General features: G+C 40.1%; 16 protein-coding genes. All 16 read right to left on the bottom strand.

The annotated features are described in order from the left end of the window. Positions 1-10: 10 nt before the first annotated feature. Entirely contained in the window at positions 11-256 is a 246-nt protein-coding gene (locus FGD67_RS16370; protein WP_257172154.1) for a hypothetical protein, read from the bottom strand. Positions 257-394: 138 nt separating this feature from the next. Then, positions 395-775: a holo-ACP synthase gene (acpS, locus tag FGD67_RS16365; RefSeq protein ID WP_257172153.1), complete on the bottom strand. Its 381-nt coding sequence runs from the start codon at positions 773-775 to the stop codon at positions 395-397. Between the two features lie 24 nt (positions 776-799). Next, positions 800-1,537, bottom strand: coding sequence for a pyridoxine 5'-phosphate synthase (pdxJ, locus tag FGD67_RS16360; RefSeq protein WP_257172152.1), 738 nt, complete (start codon positions 1,535-1,537; stop codon positions 800-802). Between the two features lie 248 nt (positions 1,538-1,785). After that, positions 1,786-2,472, bottom strand: a complete 687-nt coding sequence (gene recO / locus FGD67_RS16355) for a DNA repair protein RecO (protein ID WP_257172151.1) — start codon at positions 2,470-2,472, stop codon at positions 1,786-1,788. Positions 2,473-2,538: 66 nt separating this feature from the next. Further along, positions 2,539-3,450: a GTPase Era gene (era, locus tag FGD67_RS16350; RefSeq protein ID WP_257172150.1), complete on the bottom strand. Its 912-nt coding sequence runs from the start codon at positions 3,448-3,450 to the stop codon at positions 2,539-2,541. A 31-nt stretch (positions 3,451-3,481) separates the two neighbouring features. After that, positions 3,482-4,171 carry a ribonuclease III gene (gene rnc / locus FGD67_RS16345; protein WP_257172149.1) on the bottom strand — a complete coding sequence of 230 codons (690 nt, stop codon included), beginning with the start codon at positions 4,169-4,171 and terminating at the stop codon, positions 3,482-3,484. A 2-nt stretch (positions 4,172-4,173) separates the two neighbouring features. Beyond that, positions 4,174-5,112, bottom strand: coding sequence for a signal peptidase I (gene lepB / locus FGD67_RS16340; RefSeq protein WP_257172148.1), 939 nt, complete (start codon positions 5,110-5,112; stop codon positions 4,174-4,176). Positions 5,113-5,180: 68 nt separating this feature from the next. After that, a complete protein-coding gene (gene lepA / locus FGD67_RS16335; RefSeq protein ID WP_257172147.1) occupies positions 5,181-6,971 on the bottom strand; it encodes a translation elongation factor 4 in 1,791 nt (596 codons plus the stop codon). 229 nt (positions 6,972-7,200) lie between these two features. After that, positions 7,201-7,986 (bottom strand): sterol desaturase family protein, encoded by a 786-nt coding sequence (locus FGD67_RS16330; protein ID WP_257172146.1) that lies wholly within the window; start codon positions 7,984-7,986, stop codon positions 7,201-7,203. Beyond that, complete coding sequence (locus tag FGD67_RS16325; protein WP_257172145.1) at positions 7,987-8,664, bottom strand: CDP-alcohol phosphatidyltransferase family protein; 678 nt, start codon at positions 8,662-8,664, stop codon at positions 7,987-7,989. 90 nt (positions 8,665-8,754) lie between these two features. Beyond that, positions 8,755-9,405, bottom strand: a complete 651-nt coding sequence (locus tag FGD67_RS16320) for an ATP-binding cassette domain-containing protein (RefSeq protein WP_257172144.1) — start codon at positions 9,403-9,405, stop codon at positions 8,755-8,757. After that, positions 9,402-11,183, bottom strand: coding sequence for an ABC transporter permease (locus FGD67_RS16315; protein ID WP_257172143.1), 1,782 nt, complete (start codon positions 11,181-11,183; stop codon positions 9,402-9,404). Before FGD67_RS16315 ends, FGD67_RS16320 begins: the two co-directional genes overlap by 4 nt. A 3-nt stretch (positions 11,184-11,186) precedes the next feature. Beyond that, positions 11,187-12,842, bottom strand: coding sequence for an ABC transporter substrate-binding protein (locus FGD67_RS16310; RefSeq protein ID WP_257172142.1), 1,656 nt, complete (start codon positions 12,840-12,842; stop codon positions 11,187-11,189). After that, the gene (locus FGD67_RS16305; protein ID WP_257175142.1) at positions 12,829-13,641 is read right to left on the bottom strand and encodes a DUF547 domain-containing protein; all 813 of its coding nucleotides are present in this window, start codon (positions 13,639-13,641) and stop codon (positions 12,829-12,831) included. The genes FGD67_RS16310 and FGD67_RS16305 overlap by 14 nt, the downstream gene beginning before the upstream one ends. Before the next feature lie 65 nt (positions 13,642-13,706). After that, the gene (locus FGD67_RS16300; RefSeq protein WP_257172141.1) at positions 13,707-15,884 is read right to left on the bottom strand and encodes an FAD-dependent oxidoreductase; all 2,178 of its coding nucleotides are present in this window, start codon (positions 15,882-15,884) and stop codon (positions 13,707-13,709) included. Positions 15,885-15,895: 11 nt separating this feature from the next. After that, positions 15,896-18,265 (bottom strand): TonB-dependent siderophore receptor, encoded by a 2,370-nt coding sequence (locus tag FGD67_RS16295; RefSeq protein WP_257172140.1) that lies wholly within the window; start codon positions 18,263-18,265, stop codon positions 15,896-15,898. Between the last annotated feature and the right edge of the window lie 101 nt (positions 18,266-18,366).

The raw sequence follows: 18,366 nt of genomic DNA, 5'->3' as shown, positions 1-18,366 counted from the left end.
TTTGCAGAAGTTAGCGAATCTTGATATTTGGTGAAGTATTAATATCACCATCTTCAGTGATCACGGCAACACCTGAATTACAGGTTAACACCGCTAAACTGTGGCCATGCTCATTACGAACAAAACAAAGCTCATAACCAAACTTACCTAAGCTACTTGCAGAAAACTTTTGTGCTAGTGAAAGCTTAGACCACCATAGCGATTGTTCGGGTGGCTCTTGGCGTCTTTCGACAATAGGTTGCTTTTGCGATTGCATATCTACTCCTAAATTCAAATTTGCTAACTAACAATTTCACTAAGCTTCATTTAAGTATAGAACAGATATTATTTCTAGTGTTTAATTTTTATTAAAGCGAGTTTAAATCCGACAATTCAACCGCTAACTTAACACTCATTACTGTGATAAAACGACAAAGGCAGTGGCATATTTAACTTCATCAGAAAGTGAAATATGCCAAGTATTAGCCCCTAAGTTTTTAGCTAAAGTTAAGGCTTGTGAACTCAATTCAAGTGTAGGTTGGCCACTAGCTAAAGAAACAATATCAAAATATTGAAATGATACGCCTGCTGCAATACCTGTACCGAGCGCCTTAGCCGCAGCTTCTTTACCAGCCCATCGTTTCGCGAGGAAACGTTCAGGCTGTTTTAAAGTAATGTAAAGTTGGTATTCTCGCGTCGTTAAAATGCGTTTTGCTAGGCGCTGCTGAGCATTATCAGACATTTTCGCAATGCGCCTAATATCAACAATATCAGTACCAATACCAACTACAGACAAACTTAAATCCTTACTATAATTAACTTACACTAAACCACGCGCTTCAAGCATTAGTCGTTTCATGTCTCGAATGGCTTTATCTAAACCATCAATGACCGCACGAGCGATAATTGCATGACCAATATTAAGCTCAATAATTTCAGGTATCGCAGCAATGGGCTTAACGTTAAAGTAATTAAGTCCATGACCGGCATTAACCTTCAAACCTAAAAAGTGAGCATATTCAATGCCCTCAACTAAGCGTGCAAGTTCTTGCTGCTGCTCTGCTTCATTTTTTGCTTCAGCATATTGGCCGGTATGAATTTCAATATAGGTAGCTTTACTGATCACTGCAGCATCAATTTGCTTTTTGTCAGCATCAATAAACAAGCTAGTTTGTATACCAGCCTCAGCTAAGCGAGCTACAGCTGCATTAATTTTATCCTGCTGCCCAGCAACATCTAAGCCACCTTCGGTGGTTAATTCTTCACGCTTTTCTGGCACCAAACAACAAAACATCGGTTTTACTTCACAGGCTATATCCAACATTTCATCGGTAACAGCCATTTCAAAATTCATCCGTGTATGTAAAGTCTGCTTTAATAGATAAATATCTCTATCTTGGATATGACGGCGATCTTCACGTAAATGGACGGTAATACCATCTGCACCGGCATGTTCTGCTACTGAGGCAGCATAAACAGGATCCGGGTAGTTTGTGCCGCGTGCTTGTCGTAAGGTGGCAATATGGTCTACATTTACGCCTAGTAAAATATCTTTCATACTCAATCTCTCATCTTGTTAACTACGCAACTTACTATCATAGCCTGCGCTAAAGATTGTCAATGCTTCTCTAGCGGCTATTTTTCCTTATTTCTACGTTTAATTCATTTGTAATAGACCCGCTATTGACGTCTAAATTAAGCAAAACTATCAAGCTAGAAATATAACTCACTATTTTGAATTGTAATTAATTTTTATAAAACAATCAGGTTAGCATAAATTTTCTTAAAACATCGGCTTCAGCACAACTACACTTTCTTGCTAAATAATTTTCGACTATTTAACGGCACACCACCAAGCAAATGATTAATAACTTGTCTCATCAAACTCTTAAAGGTCATTAAAACTGCTGCCTGAGATAAGTCTCGTTCTGCAATAGCTTGTAAATGCCAACGACTATAACAAGGCTGTTTTAATTTCGTGTAGGCAGGAATAAAACCGTCATCAGGTAGATAATAAAAGCTTTCGGCACTATGTTCAAAAACTAATGAAAAATCAAAGGATACACCCAGCTCCTCCATTAGCATCAATTCAAATTCTCGCAAGCAAACTTCAATGTTACTTGCTTGTGCTAATAATTTTAAACTGGTTTGATATTGTTGAAAAAGCTCGCCGCAGGCAATATTGTCTCCGAGTAATTTAACCAAGAGTTCATTAATGTAAAAACCACTAAAAAGCGCATTCTGCTTTAATAGAAAAGATTTTCCTATCGGCTCTACTCGGCTTAGGTTTTTTAAACTGTAATTGCCTTTCAACGTAACGTTAATCGGTAAAAAGGGTTGTAATAGCGCCTTTCGACTCGACTTAGTGGAATGACCAATGTAACTTAACGCCGCTATTTTTCCGTCATGCTCCGTTAACAAATCAATAAGCAACTGATTTTCTCGATAAGGTCGAGTATGGAGCACAAAAGCTGATTGCGTAATTTCTTGCATTTAAGTTACATTTTCACCTAGAAGCACAAGCTGACGCTTGGAGAAAGCTCCAGCTTGTTATAGCAACTAACCAGAGTAGTCATCGCCGTAGCCTAAGCTTCTTAATGCTCTTTCGTCATCTGCCCAGCCCGATTTGACTTTCACCCACGTTTCTAAGAAAACTTTACGTTCAAATAAACTTTCCATATCACGTCTTGCTTCTTGACCAATGACTTTTAGTTTTTCGCCTTTGTTACCAATAACCATGCGTTTTTGGCTGTTTCTTTCAACAAGCACTAAAGCATTAATATGCAAAATACCTTTTTCATCAATTTTAAATTGTTCTATTTCAACGGTGGTTGAATAAGGTAATTCATCACCGGTAAAGCGAATAAGCTTTTCACGGACAATTTCTGAAGCCATAAAACGGCTAGAGCGATCGGTAATATAATCTTCAGGAAACCAAAAGTCACCTTCAGGTAGTGCGTTAAAACAGATCTTTTTAATCGCATCGACGTTTTCACCTTTACTGGCTGAAATAGGCACAATATCAGCAAAGTTGTGCATAGCACCTAGCTTTTGTAGATGTGGCAACAAACTATCTCTATCTTGTATATTGTCAATTTTATTAACCACTAACACACAAGGCGCACCACTATTTTTAATTTTAGTCAGTACCATTTCATCATCACTGGTCCAGTGCGTACCTTCAACGAGAAATACAATGGTTTCCACTTCTGCCAAAGTACTACTTGCCGCACGGTTCATCAGACGATTAATTGCGCGCTTTTCTTCTGAATGTAAGCCTGGAGTATCCACTAAAACCGCTTGGTTATTAGCTTCAGTTAGAATACCTAAAATTCGATGGCGTGTCGTTTGTGGCTTGCGTGAGGTAATGCTCACTTTCTGTCCAAGCAAACTATTCAATAATGTAGATTTACCAACGTTTGGGCGGCCAACAATAGCGATAAGACCGCAATGATTTTGTTTTGTTGTCATGATTTAATTATCAACTTAAATGTCGAACAAGCTATTTAGCTTGTTCGATTAATGCTAAAACCTGCAAAGCAGCAGATTGCTCAGCTTTGCGTCGGCTACTGCCTTTAGTAATCACTTCCTTCTCAAGTACGCTTGTTGTACAACGTACAGTGAACTGCTGATTATGTGATTGCCCCGTGGTGTTAATTACGTCATATTGCGGCAAAGGTATTTTTCGCCCTTGCAAATATTCTTGTAAGCGTGTTTTTGGGTCTTTTTGTTCATTGCCTGGTTTGATATCAGCTAAACGCTGTTCGAACCAATTAAGTATAAGCGCCTGACATGTTGCTAAGTCAGAATCTAAATAGACCGCACCAATAATCGCTTCAATAGCATCTTCGAGAATAGAGTCTCTTCGATGACCACCACTTTTTAATTCACCAGGTCCGAGAATCAAGTATTGACCTAACTCAAAACCACGACCAACCTCAGCTAAAGTAACACCTTTAACTAAACTTGAACGCATACGAGTTAAATCACCTTCGGCATGCTTTGGAAATTTTTGATACAAAGAATCAGCAATAACAAAGCCTAAGATCGAATCCCCTAAGAATTCTAGACGCTCGTTATGAGACCCTTTAGCGCTTCGATGTGTCAACGCTTGTAATAATAGCTTAGGCTCTTTAAAGCTATAGCCTATTTTTTTAGTTAATCGCGCGATGGCTGCTGGGTTGTGTAACACGGTTATTCAATTCCACCAATTCTAGAAAGGCGTACGCCGGTTGGGATCCAAGTAGGCAAGAAGTCAGCTTCGGTACGTTCAAAGTCAAAACTCATCCAAATCGCTACTGCTTCACCTACTAAATTTTCTTCTGGTATAAAGCCCCAGAAACGACCATCGGAACTATTGTCTCGGTTATCACCAAAAGCTAAATAATGTCCTTTAGGAACCAAAAACTCATCTTGTTTAGTGCCTGATTGAAAACAGATATTTCCTTCAGCTACACTACAAAAGTATGCTGCTTGCTGTTGTGCAGATACAGTATCATCAAGCAAAATATCATGAGTTTTATTTGGCATTTTAGCGGTATAACGTGTTAATCCGTATGCTTCATCTTCACTATTCAGTTCTTGAATCACTTGTTCAAATTTAGGGCATTCTTTGTCAGCATCTTGACAGGCGGCCTGAATATATAGCTTTTTATTACGATAAACAATTTTATCACCAGGTAAACCAACAACGCGTTTTATAAAATCGATTTTTGGTTGTACCGGATACTTAAAGACAATAACATCACCGCGTTCTGGTAAACCCACTTCAACAAACTTATGTCGAGCGACCGGATCGCGTAAACCATAGTTAAATTTATTCACTAAAATAAAGTCACCATCAAGTAACGTTGGCATCATAGAGCCAGACGGTATTTGAAACGGTTCATAAATAAACGAGCGTAAGATCAAAACAAAAGCGATAACCGGAAAAATTTGTACTGGTGTATCAATGTAAACAGGAGCTTCAAGAATTTTTTCAACGACTCCTTCGCTTAAATCACTTTCACATTGTGCTTGCGCAGCAACCAGTTTAAGTTGTCGTTGTGGTGCTAAATAAAATTTATCGGCCAGCCAAATAATACCGCTAATTGCGGTAACTATGACTAAAAGTATCGAAAAGTAAACTGCCATATTATTCCTACTGTCTTTTTAATTAACTAAATTCGCTTAACTGCATATACATAAATATGCTTAGTTAATTAATTTTCTAATTTAAGTACGGCTAAAAACGCTTCTTGTGGAACTTCTACATTACCGACTTGTTTCATACGTTTTTTCCCATCTTTTTGTTTTTGTAGTAATTTTTTCTTACGAGAAATATCACCACCGTAACATTTAGCCGTTACGTTCTTACGAAGTTGCTTAACCGTAGTACGAGCAATTACGTTGTTACCGATAGCTGCTTGAATAGCAATATCGAACATTTGACGATGAATAAGCTCTTTAAGCTTTTCAACTAACATGCGACCACGTGGTACTGAATTCGCGCGATGCGTGATCATAGCTAGCGCGTCAACACGATCACCATTGATCATCACATCAACACGTACCATATCTGCCGCTTCAAAACGGACAAAATGATAATCAAGCGAAGCATAGCCACGACTGGTTGATTTTAATTTATCAAAGAAATCCATCACCACTTCAGCCATCGGTAACTCATAAGTTACTGCCACCTGATTACCGTGATAAATAATATCTTTTTGTACACCACGTTTTTCAATACATAAGGTAATAACATTACCTAAGTGCTCTTGAGGTACCAAAATATTGGCTTGCACAATCGGTTCACGAATTTCTTCGATATTGTTTGTCGCAGGCAAGTCACTCGGGTTATCAATTGAAATAATATCGCCATTGGTACAAGCTATTTCATAATTTACCGTTGGTGCTGTCGTGATCAAATCAAGATCGTATTCACGGGCGAGACGCTCTTGAACAATCTCCATATGCAACATGCCCAAGAAACCAATACGGAAACCAAAACCCAGTGCAGAAGAGTTTTCTGGCTCAAAAAATAGCGACGCGTCATTTAAACTTAATTTATTTAAGGCATCACGAAAGTTCTCATAATCATCTGAACTGATCGGAAAAATGCCGGCATAAACTTGCGGCTGAACTTTTTTAAAGCCTGGTAAGGCTTTATCTGCTTCTTTTTTAAGAATAGTAATAGTGTCACCCACTGGTGCACCATGAATTTCTTTAATACCGGCAATAATAAAACCTACTTCACCCGCTTTTAATATGCCCGTATCCGTTTGCTTCGGCGTAAAAATGCCGACTTTGTCAATAATATGGTTTTGTCCGGTCGACATCACCACCATTTTATCGCCTTTTTTCACCTGACCGTTCATGATTCTAACCAATGACACTACACCTTGGTAGTTATCAAACCATGAATCAATAATAAGCGCTTGTAGTGGCGCATCTGGATCACCTTCTGGTGCAGGAATATTTTCCACTATAGTTTCTAAAACATCTTCAATACCGATACCGGTTTTAGCTGAACACTGCACAGCGCCGGTTGCATCAATACCAATGATATTTTCAATTTCTTCACTAACGCGTTCAGGGTCTGCTTGTGGCAAATCGATTTTATTCAAAATAGGAATGACTTCCAATTCCATTTCAATCGCGGTGTAACAGTTCGCTACAGTTTGTGCCTCAACCCCTTGTCCGGCATCAACAACAAGCAAAGCACCTTCACATGATGCTAAAGAGCGAGATACTTCATAAGAAAAATCAACATGGCCTGGTGTATCGATAAAGTTTAATTGATAAATTTCACCATCTTTCGCTTTATAGTCCAAAGTAACACTTTGCGCTTTAATGGTGATGCCACGCTCACGTTCAATATCCATTGAATCAAGTACTTGGGCTTCCATTTCACGTTCTTGTAGACCACCACAATGTTGAATTAGACGATCAGACAATGTTGATTTACCATGGTCAATATGGGCAATGATTGAAAAGTTACGTATGTGCTTCATTTTTAAAGGTTTCTTCCGTCATTGTAGCAGATTTATTCTCTGAGGAGCCTGCTAGAGTACCACAAAGCAGCTTCTATACTTTGATTAGCATTTGATGGCTTTTGAATGGTTTAATAAAATTCTTAGCATTATAATCGAAATGATTGGCGATTGCTCGCCTTTGTTTTATGTCACTAGATAAGCGTTCAAATGAAGGATTTTATCGTATTAAAAGACATTTTTGAGACCTTTATTTCTTAAACGGCATAATTAATAACATCAGTAATGAAGCGTTCGAATTTTTCGCTGGCCACTCTTTAAGACCAATATCTAAGTCTTCATCACTTTTTTGCGCTTGTGACTTATAACTGCCAAACATTCTGTCCCACCAACTAACGCTAAAACCATAGTTACTATTGGTTTCGTTTACGACCTGGCTATGATGAATACGATGCAATACTTGGGTAATAAGTATGGTGCGAAGTGGCAGCTCTAACCAACGTGGTAGTCGAATATTCGCATGATTGAACAGGGCGAAACCATTAAGGGCAACTTCAAAGATAATCACCGCAGTAGCGGGCACACCTAGTATCAGCACAGCTAAAGCTTTCAATATAATACTTAAGGCTATTTCAACCGGATGGAAGCGTAAGCCCGTGCTGGCATCGATATGACTGTCAGCATGATGAACCTTGTGAAAACGCCATAGCATAGGCACAAGATGAAAAATTCGATGCTGCCAATAAATCATTAAATCTAATAACAAAACACTGAACGTAATACTGAGCCAGGTCGGTAAGTTAATGATATTAAAAAGGCCTATGCCCTCTGTCGAGGCATATAAGGCGATACCGGCAACGCCAATAGGAATTAATAATCGGGCGACGATAGACGATAAAATTAATAGCGAAAAATTGCCTAACCAACGTACAGGTTTCGTTAGTTTACTTTTTCGCGCTGGAAAACAGCTTTCCAGCACGAGCATGACTAATAAAATAGTGAAGAATATACTGAGACGAAAACTGGCATCGGTCATTTATTTATCTGCTCCAGATATTTCTGTGTCAGTACTTGGGCTGGCAACGTCGGCTTGGTCTAGATTGTGCGCTTTTAGCGTGTGATAGCCGCCATAAACTCGTGTAACAATAGTGATGCCAGCAAAGAAAGCAAAAGCATAAGCGAGTTCAGAAAAATACTGCGGCCATAAACAAAAGGCGACAAAGATAAGAATGGTTTCGGTGCCTTCGGTCAAGCCGTTTAAATAGTAAAAACTTTTGTAAGCGAATTGTGGTTTGTCTAAATTGAATTTTTCTGCCGGAATTGCAAACGCTAAAAAGCTTGAACCTGTGCCAATAAATACCGCTAATAATACGGCAGCAGCTAAAGCATTTTGCTCAGGGTTCGCCAAAGCAAAACCTAATGGGATGGCAGCGTAGAATAAAAAATCTAGGCAAATATCTAAAAAGCCACCGGCACTGGTACTGTTGTTTTGATGGCGAGCTAGCGCGCCGTCTAAACCATCGAGTATGCGGTTTAAAACAATAGCGGTTAAGGCGAAATACCATAGATTTAAAGCCAATAAAGGCACCGCTAACATGCCAATGATAAAGCCAAATACCGTTAGTTGATCTGCAGTTACTTGGCGTTTATCTAATAAACTCACGATAGGTTGTAATAAGGGTCTTATAACGGGAGTGATATATTTATCTAGCATAGATCTTCTTCTTACTTATGTTGTGCTTCTATTGTGTTTAAATTTAAATCTAGGACTAAAACTAAAACCTGAGCTACGTTCATGCTGTCATTAAGTTGCCGACAAATGAATAACTTTACCATTAGCCGCTATAGCGTCTGATTCATCATGGGTCACCATAATAGCAGGTAATTGGTATTGTTTGATTTGCTCAAATACTAACTGACGAGTTTCTTGGCGTAATTGGCTATCTAATTTACTAAAGGGTTCGTCCAATAGTATCGCCTTAGGCTCACTAAGTAATACCCGTAATAGTGCGACACGTGCTTGTTGTCCACCAGATAAACTGTCAGGTTGACGGTTGTCTAAACCGGCTAAACCAACTTCAGCCAGTGCAAAACTAATTTTTAGCGCACGTGCTTTTTTATCACCTTTGGGCATCGCAAAAGCAATATTCTCGGCTACTGACAAGTGCGGAAACAATAAAGCGTCTTGATACAATAAACCGATGTGGCGCTGGTAACTCGCCACTTGTGTTATATCACGGCCATTGAGATGAACACTGCCCTCAGCTTGAAAACCTTTCGGTAGCATACCGGTAAGCCAATTGAGCAATGTTGATTTTCCGCTACCAGAAGGACCCATGATGGTTAATACTTCCCCACCTTTTATCGTTTCATTTAGTGATAATAACGCGGCTTTATCGCGCATTATGGTTAGGTTTTCTAACTGGAGACTGTTGGTCTCAAAAGAATTGCTCATAGGTTAGCCTTGCTGATATATCTTGCTGTTTTATTATCGCGATTTGCCTGCGCTTTTTGTCTTTTTTGCCGTGTCGATACTAACCAAATAATAGAAAAAGCTATTGCGGGTAATAACATTTGTATTAGTGCATAAACCGCACTTGTCCGGCGACTGTCGCCATTGGCTAAGCTAACGGCTTCTGTGGTCACGGTATTAATTCGGCCTCCACCAACTAACAATGTAGGTAAATATTGGCTAAAACTAATGGCCAGCCCTAAGGCGCTCGCCATTAAAATTGGCATTAACAATTGCGGTAAACTCACCTGTAAAAATATTTTAACTGGTGAGGCACCTAAACTTGCGGCTACTTGTGCGTAGCGTGGATCAAGTCGACGATAACTGGTAGCCAAAGACAAAAATACGTAAGGTAAAACAAACAATAAATGTGCTAAAGCCACATTAATGAAAGTGGTTTTGCTGTGCAAGGTTTCTTGTAGCCAAACTAAGCCAAATAGAAAAGCAATACTGGGGATCATTAGCGGCAGATATATAATTAAACTGCTAAAGCGTGAAAGTTGAATGCCGTTTTGTTTTTCATATTCTAGGCTCAGCAAGGTTAAAATAACAGCTATGCTTGTGGCGACTAAACCTATAGACAGTGAATTTATCATTGGCGTTTGTACTTGCAACAAGGCTGATTGCCAATGTAACAATACCCATTGTTCAGGTAAGGCTAAGGGGAACTGCCAGTAGCCAGCAAATGACCAAAATACCAAACCAAGTAATGCTAAAGCAATCGAGCTGATCAGCAAAACAGTAAAAACATTGATGATTTTAGCCCATAAGGCATCACCATAGCTGCGCTGGCCATTACTTAAGCTTTTACAGCTTATCGCAAGTGTTAACCTTTCTAATAACCACCAAGTGATCAGCACAGACACGGTCACCAGCAATTGTAATAAGGCACCAGCAGATGCTTTGATACGCAAGCTTAAATCAACATCATGAAACCAATTCATAATTGCTACCGCTAAAGTTGGCGGCGTATTAGGACCAAGTATTAAAGGCATTTCTACACTGGCACTGCCGTAGGCGAGTATGGCTAATAGGGGCAAACGCATTAACGGATAAATGTTCGGAAATACCGCTTTGAAAAATGCAGTCATGGGATAGTAACCTAAGCTAAGCGCAAGACGGTATTGTGCGCGTAGTTTGATATTGAGATCTGGCTGAGCAATCGCACTTAAGGTCATTAGTAATAAAAAGGGTAACTCTTTTAACGTTAAGCCCATGATAATACTGATACCGTAGGGGTCGTGAGGCAATAACCAATCAATGGGGCTTTGCCAGCCACTTAACCAAGGTGAAAATAAGCGGGCGATCATGCCAGATGGCGTGATCAAAAAGGCAATCGCAATGGCTGCTGCCGCATGAGGAATAACTAAAATAGGTCCTAACAAACGCTGAATGCGTGCTAACCAAGGGCTATCAAAGTAATTCGCTAACAATAACAGTGTGATAGTAAAAGCAAGCAAGCCACTGATAAGGCTACTGAAAAAACTCAAGCCTATCATTTGTGTTATGCCCGGTGATTGCATTAATTGCTGAAAGCCTTGTACGCCAAATTGAGTTTTATCTAATGCTGGTAACCAACCAAATGCCGGTAAAATCACACCAAGCAAGCCGCCTAGTACTGGCAACACTAATATAGCGACCAATAATTTGGGACTGAAGCTTACGATGGCATTAAAAAGCCTGTCGTGCATTTTCGTGTTGCTGGTTAATGGTTTATTCATGCGTTATTGCGCCCCATAACGTTTTAGCCATTCACGGCTTATGAGCTTTGACCAACTAGGATGTGGCTCACTTAACGCGATGATTTTGCTGCTGACAGGCAGTGCACTCGGATGTTGTTGATCAGTGCGAAACATTAATTGTTGTTGTGGACTTAATTGTGATACATCCAATACCGTGCTGTCGCCCCACATTGTCGCTTGTTGCTTTTTAGCTTGTGCCTCAACACTGAGCATAAAATTGGCCACGACTTTCGCAGCATGGCTATTACTCGCGTTATAGGGAATAGCGACAAAATGGATATTACTTAAGCTACCATCTTCCATAACAAAGCTGCGGGTATTTTCAGGTAAGTTATAGCGATCAACTGATGCAGGGATTTGCGCAGCAGCAAAAGTAAAACCGAGATTTATCTCACCGTCACCAACTAGCCTTTGTAATGCCGTGCCACTGGCCGCAAAATATTGTCCTTGATGCCATAAATTTGGATGTAATTCATCTAAAAATGACCAGAGAGCAGGTAATAAATCATCTTGGCTTTGCGGCGTTACTGCTTGATATAAAGTCGATTTCACTTGTTCACTTTTATCTTGGTTTAATGTGATCAACGCATACTTTAAAAAACTCAGTGATAAGAAATCTGGTGGTTTTGGGTAAGTAAAACGCCCTGGGTTTTTCTTTGTCCAAGTGAGCAACTGTTTAATATTTTTAGGCGCGTGACGAATACTGTTTTGATAAGAAACGGTTGGGGTTGCTAAGTTTTCGGCATTGCTACTCTTATCTGTTGCACTACTCTGATTGCGTGCAATGACTGGCGTATAATAAAAGGTTAACGATGCTTGTCCCCAAGGTGCTTCCATACCTTGAGTCGGCAAACCAAAATCACGGGTCATTGCCTCATTCTCACTTGGGTTTGTTAACGAGAAATTAGGCAATTGTGCAACCCAACCTTGCGCTAATAGTTGATACTTTGCCATAGATGCAAAGTTTTCGCCGTTGATCCAGACTAAATCGACTTGTCCTTGCTGATGATTGTCGGCAGATTTTTCTGCTAAAACACGACTAACGGCTTCACTGGTGTCGGTGAGTTTTACATGTTGTAATTGAATGTTATATTCTTGCTTTACTCGTTTAGCAAGCCATTGAATGTAGCTATTTATTTGTGGATCACCGCCCCAAGCGTGAAAGTAAACGGCCTTGTTTTTTGCTAGCTTTTCGAGCGAGTGCCACTCTTTTTGTGTCAGAGAATTATTAGCACTAGTTACTTCAGCCACAATATATTGTGCTTTGTTTTTATCCGCTGTAGCTTCTGCTTTATTTTCAGTGCTAATGCTAACATCTGTTGTAGAAACGCTCTTAAGCGAGTTGTTGGCGTAGCTTAATGATGCTGTCGACAACAAGGTAATAAACATTAAGGCAAAGCACAGACTAAGCCGTGTGGAAAGTTTTAATGTCGGCAGAAATAAGTTAGCCAAAAGTGCTTTTAAATCATGAGTTTTTTTTGTTTTTGGCATAAGCTTATCGATAGATTGAAGGGTTAAGCCAATGATGCTTTGATATGAACAACGCTGAAAAAGGCGAGTCGCCAAAGACGTCGAAAAACGACTCTTTTGGCGACTCAAACATCGATTAGAAAAATGCGGCGCTTTACCTAACGGCATTTAACGCCCAATCATAATTCAAGAAATTGGTATCGATATCTTCTGACGTTAATCGTGCTTGTTGCGCTGGTGTTAAGTTCAATGCTTCACCGTAGAGCAATACAAAAGCAGGTAAAGAGTTACTACCACGAAAGCCTTGTCTGAAGTCATCGCCATACCACTTAAAAATAGCGGAAAGCTCCATTGTATCTTCATTAAAACGATTCCGGCTTTTGTCGCTTAAAAAGCGTGTCGTTTGCTCAGTCAGCTGTTGCTCTAGTTCGTCAGCGCTATACGCTTCTTCACGCAAAGCAGGACAGCCAATGCTGGCGCAGTTAACGGCAAAATGAATACGTGGGTCAGCATATTTATTATCACCACGAATTAACTCATGCTCAATATTATCTAAGCTGCGTGTTTCACCAAGTAACACAATAAACTTCTTACTCCATGGCGAACTAAAAAAACTACCCAGATCTTTTATCGACTTAATATCAGGGTAAGCCGTTAAAATAAGCTCAACTGTCCATGCATTGTAAGCGTTGATCAAAAACGACAATTGCTGAGGTGCAGGCCATTGCTGAAATGTCTGCTTATCAATATTACCAAGCGCTGTTAAATAAGCCGTTAGCTTTGCATGATCTGTTTTCATGCCGGCATAATTTACTTGGCTTGAATGACCGTCATTAATTGGCAAAACGTGTTGAGTTAATAAAGCCTGCCATGGTTGATGCAAGGCTTCTTGCGCCGTTGTAACGGCGCTAAAAACGGTGCTCAGCAGCAACAACACAGCTAATGATAAAGATTTAGCCCTTGTCATTGCTAGTATTGCTGTTGACCGTGCTTTGTTTAAGTTAACCTTCGCTATTAAACTCTTCATGGCTATTAACCTCTTCTCCACGTGTGGAACTTCTCTAACCAGCTTAAAACGGTTTCTGGTGCATGATTACGCTTCCATTCACCTGCGGCGTATTTATTGCCTTCAGCCCACGTTGGGTAGCTGTGAATCGTGCCTAAAATTTTATTTAAGCCTAAACCATGCTTCATGGCTAATACGAATTCAGCAATTAAATCACCGGCATGTTCAGAGACAATAGTAACGCCAAGTATTTTATCTTTACCTTTAGGTGTGATCACTTTAATAAAACCATTGGCCGCACTATCGGTAATTGCTCGGTCCAACTCTTCAAAGTCAAAACGGGTAATTTCATAATCGATACCTTGTTCAATGGCTTCTTGTTCGTTAATGCCTACACGTGCAACTTCTGGGTCAATAAAGGTTGCCCATGGAATAACACGGTAATCGACCTTAAACTTCTTAAAGGTGCCAAATAAAGCATTAACTGCAGCGTACCAACCTTGATGAGCGGCAACATGGGTAAATTGGTAAGGACCAACAATGTCACCTGCGGCAAAGATGTTCGGGTATAAGGTTTCTAAATATTCATTGGTTTGAATAGTACGGTTAGTTTCTATTCCTAGCTCTTCAAGACCGTAGCCTTTCAAGCGCGCAGAGCGGCCAACAGCACATAGTAACTGGTCGTATTCAATGGCCATTTCTTCTTCTTGATCTGAACCTTGTTCGTGCTTAAGGTTTTTCACCATGATGAATTTTTTACCGTCACGTTGTTCACAACGCAAAGCTTGGTGCGAAGTTAAAATATTCACGCCACTTTTTTGTAATGATTGGCTAGCAAATTCAGAGACTTCAAGGTCTTCTCTGATCATGATGCGCTCAGCCATTTCAATTTGTATTACTTGTGAGCCCAAACGAGCGAAACTTTGCGCAAGTTCACTACCAATAGGACCGCCGCCTAAGACCACTAGTTTTTTCGGTGCAGTATCAAGTTTGGCAAATTCTGTCCATAAAGTGTCACTAGTCACATAACCACTAGTTTCAATACCTGGTAATGGTGGCACAAATGGACGAGCACCGGTGGCAATAACAATACTGCGAGCGGTTAATGTTTGCATGGTGCCATCGTTAAGCTTAATTTCTACCGTCCACGGATTAATTAATTTTCCGTAGCCTTTGATCACTTCTACACCTAAGTCTGTGTAACGTTCAACACTGTCGTGTGGTGCAATATCGGCAATCACTTGATGTACACGTGCCATCACTTTCTTAAAAGAAAACTGTGGCGTAGCGTTCTCTAAACCATAGTGTTCGCCATGGGTAATTTGGTCGACTATTTTTGCACTTTTAATGATTGCCTTACTCGGTACACAACCATAATTTAAACAGTCTCCGCCCATTTCGCCGGCTTCAATTAGCGTTACTTTTGCTTTAACGGCCGCAGCGATATAGCTTGTTACCAAACCACCAGCACCCGCACCAATCACCAATAGGTTACGGTCAAAGCTTTTTGGTTTTTGCCATTTTTTATAAACTTTACGTTGTTTAATTTTGTTAACAATCGCTTTACCAATAAGGGGTAATAGCCCAAGTAACACAAAAGAGAAAATGAGTTTAGCTGACAATATGCCAGATAAGCTGTTTATTTCTGCTAACTGTGTACCCGCGTTCACATATACCACCGTACCAGCGAGCATACCTATTTGACTAACCCAGTAAAACGTCCAAGCTTTTATGCCAGTAACGCCCATCAGTAAGTTAACTAAAAAGAACGGAAAAACAGGCACTAAACGTAAAGTAAATAGGTAGAAAGCGCCTTCTTTTTGCACGCCTTCATCAATGGCTTTTAAGCGCTCAGGGAATTTGCTTTTAATGCTATCGCGTAATAAGTAACGCGAGACTAAAAAGGCTAATAGCGCGCCAAGGCTTGAAGCGAACGATACCACGACAAAGCCTTCCACTAAGCCAAATAAAGCGCCTGCAGCTAAGGTTAAAATAGCGGCACCAGGTAATGACAGTGCCGCGACTAAAACATAAAGGGCAAAAAAGCCACCAACAACTAATAATGGTGATTGTTCGCGCCACTGGCCGAACTGATCCATTGAGCCTTTCAATCCCTCTAATGTCAGTAATTGATTAAGATCATAATGAAAAAACAAAGCCACAAGCATGATGGCAATAACTAATAATAGTATTTTCTTAAACATGAAAATTGTCCTTAGAAACTGTGTGTTAAAGTAAGTTTGGCATGAACAGGTAGTTCAGGAAAAACTAAGGTAGAGCCGAAATATCCGCCTTCAAATACCGGGCGCCAATTTTTCTGGTTAGTGACATTAGCAATATCGAAACGTAATTTAGTTTGTTCATTAATACGGTAACTCGTATTAATACCTAGTGTGTATTGATCACGTATATTGACCGTGGCTAAAAAATCCAGTGGATAACTTGAAGTATATAAAGCGGCAAAACCAGCTTGCCATGATTCCGTAAGGTAAATACCGCCGTTAACACTTAATGTTTGCTCAGGAATGCCTTGTACTCGTCGATCAGACGGAGCAAAGGCGGTAAAGTTTGGTGCACCTACGCTAGAACCTTGAATAATATCAGGGCGAGAGTTATCAAACGCATCAGCAATTTGGCCGGAGTTTTGACTGCTCGAAGAGTTATCGTAGCGAGCATCAAGGTAGCTATATCCTATGTTAAACCAATAAGGTGCAGCGTCATAAAACACTTGCAGTTCAACACCTTTGGTTTTTATACCGGTATTGCTGCCATCGCGATTACGTAAACTACGGCGTTGATTGAACACTGAACCATCAATGTACCAAGCGCTGTCATTTGGAATGTATTTAATGCCAACCTCATTTAGTGTGTTTTCAGTGGCAAAGTTTTGCTCACTAATTAAGTTATCAGCGCCAAGTGACGTGCCACCGGCCATACTATTTGAAGTTGCTTCGTTGTAACTTGTTGCTGCATAAACGGTTAAGTCAGCATTTAGCTTGTAATTAATGCTCGCTTGGCCAGAATGCAAGGTTTCATTGATGCTATCTCGTGCCGCTATTTGTCCGTTAGGAGCAATAGGATCGCGGGCTTCAACATCATAAAAATCAATACGGTAACCAAAGTTTGTCCGTAAGCGCTCGCTCCACTGGCTATCTTGCTGAATGGCAAAACCGGTTTGCCAGCTAGTTGAGTCAGTGGTATCTGATAACGAAAAATCGCCGGCGTTGTCATTATTAATATCATACTGACCACCCGGTGAGACAAATAAGCCAGGACGAAGTTCTACTAGTCTAGATTGCTGTTCAGCGGTCAATGGGATACGACGGTTTTCAAGTGAACCGATTAAATCAATAGGATCATCAGCTTCAGTGGTGAATTGGCTATAACCGCGTACTTTATTGTAACGCACGTCAAAAGCTAACGTGGTTTGCTGTTGGTTATTCCAGTCATTAATGAGTTCAAGACGGTTTTGCGCGGTATCAGCACCATCTATAATTTCTACAAAGCTATTTTGCGCAATTTCATCACGCGTTAAATGTTGATAATAGCTGGTGTTTTTTAAACGTATTTGGTCTGTTAATTCACGGGTATATATACTGTGAAGTAAGAAGGTCTTCGCTTCGTTTTCATTATCAGGATCGGTTAATACCGTACTACGAGCAATTTTTACTTGCCCTGTCGGTGATATTACAGCACCAACGCCAGGTACAGTACTACCATTAGGTTGTACACCTTGGCCTGTAATATAAAGTCCGTGGTCAATTAATGCTTGTGTTGGTCTATTAATCCCCGCATTGTCAGTAAATTCAACTTGGTATACTTCAAAGTTGATATCCCATGTACTTTGGCTGTCGGGTAATAAGCGAAATGCGGCATAAAAGCTGTCACTTTTAAAACTTGAATAATCATAAAAACTGCCATTATCAACATGTTCAGCGCTAATTCTAAAGCCACTTTCACCTTCAACAATCGGGGCAGCAATATCAAGTTGTGCACTGTATTGGTCCCAACGACCAGCGGTAAGTTTTACTTTCGCTAAGCTTTTGTCAGTTGATGCGCGTTTAGATTGTAGATTTACAAAGCCACCATTGCGTTGGCTACTACCAAACAATACCGGTGGCGCACCTTTGATCACGTCAAGTTGAGCTACTGAGTTAAATGATAGCGGTACACCAAAACCGTTATTACCAGCTTGACGGCGCATACCGTCTTGAAAAAGTTCACCTAATTGACCACGCAAAGTAGGTAAGCTTGGCGCGCCAAAGCCGCTGGCTGCATAACTACTTGGCGTAACCGCTAAAATGTCTTGTAAGTCAGTTATGTTTAACTGCTCCATCATTTCGCTAGTGATCGGCGTCATTGAACGCGCGATATCGGCTAAGCCTAAATCATCGCCAAATGGCCCATTGATCGCAGTATTTTTTGGAGAAAAACCATGATTGATAATACGTTGACCTGAAACCTCAATCACCTCAACATCCGTTTCTTCTGCACTGACAACTTGTCCGTAAAAAATAAGATAAATGCCAATAGTGATTGAACGGTATTTGCCATAAGAAAGAGAATTGATTTTCAATCTATCCATAAAAAACTGTTACTTTTGCCGTAATAAATATGATGATAGTTAAGACCAAGCTACATTGAAGTAAATTTCATTTTTTATACTAACGAGTAAAAATAAAATTA

Origin of the sequence: Colwellia sp. M166 (assembly GCF_024585285.1) — a bacterium.
Classification (GTDB): Bacteria; Pseudomonadota; Gammaproteobacteria; order Enterobacterales; family Alteromonadaceae; genus Cognaticolwellia.
This window is presented reverse-complemented; position numbering and strand designations above follow the sequence as displayed.

Excerpts from the sequence above, each read along its gene's own strand:
- FGD67_RS16325 (WP_257172145.1), bottom strand. The coding sequence starts at position 8,664 with ATGCTAGATAAATATATCACTCCCGTTATAAGACCCTTATTACAACCT.
- FGD67_RS16300 (WP_257172141.1), bottom strand. The coding sequence starts at position 15,884 with ATGTTTAAGAAAATACTATTATTAGTTATTGCCATCATGCTTGTGGCT.
- FGD67_RS16295 (WP_257172140.1), bottom strand. The coding sequence starts at position 18,265 with ATGGATAGATTGAAAATCAATTCTCTTTCTTATGGCAAATACCGTTCA.
- FGD67_RS16320 (WP_257172144.1), bottom strand. The coding sequence starts at position 9,405 with ATGAGCAATTCTTTTGAGACCAACAGTCTCCAGTTAGAAAACCTAACC.
- recO (WP_257172151.1), bottom strand. The coding sequence starts at position 2,472 with ATGCAAGAAATTACGCAATCAGCTTTTGTGCTCCATACTCGACCTTAT.
- lepA (WP_257172147.1), bottom strand. The coding sequence starts at position 6,971 with ATGAAGCACATACGTAACTTTTCAATCATTGCCCATATTGACCATGGT.
- FGD67_RS16330 (WP_257172146.1), bottom strand. The coding sequence starts at position 7,986 with ATGACCGATGCCAGTTTTCGTCTCAGTATATTCTTCACTATTTTATTA.
- FGD67_RS16305 (WP_257175142.1), bottom strand. The coding sequence starts at position 13,641 with ATGACAAGGGCTAAATCTTTATCATTAGCTGTGTTGTTGCTGCTGAGC.
- pdxJ (WP_257172152.1), bottom strand. The coding sequence starts at position 1,537 with ATGAAAGATATTTTACTAGGCGTAAATGTAGACCATATTGCCACCTTA.
- FGD67_RS16310 (WP_257172142.1), bottom strand. The coding sequence starts at position 12,842 with ATGCCGTTAGGTAAAGCGCCGCATTTTTCTAATCGATGTTTGAGTCGC.
- lepB (WP_257172148.1), bottom strand. The coding sequence starts at position 5,112 with ATGGCAGTTTACTTTTCGATACTTTTAGTCATAGTTACCGCAATTAGC.
- era (WP_257172150.1), bottom strand. The coding sequence starts at position 3,450 with ATGACAACAAAACAAAATCATTGCGGTCTTATCGCTATTGTTGGCCGC.
- FGD67_RS16370 (WP_257172154.1), bottom strand. The coding sequence starts at position 256 with ATGCAATCGCAAAAGCAACCTATTGTCGAAAGACGCCAAGAGCCACCC.
- FGD67_RS16315 (WP_257172143.1), bottom strand. The coding sequence starts at position 11,183 with ATGAATAAACCATTAACCAGCAACACGAAAATGCACGACAGGCTTTTT.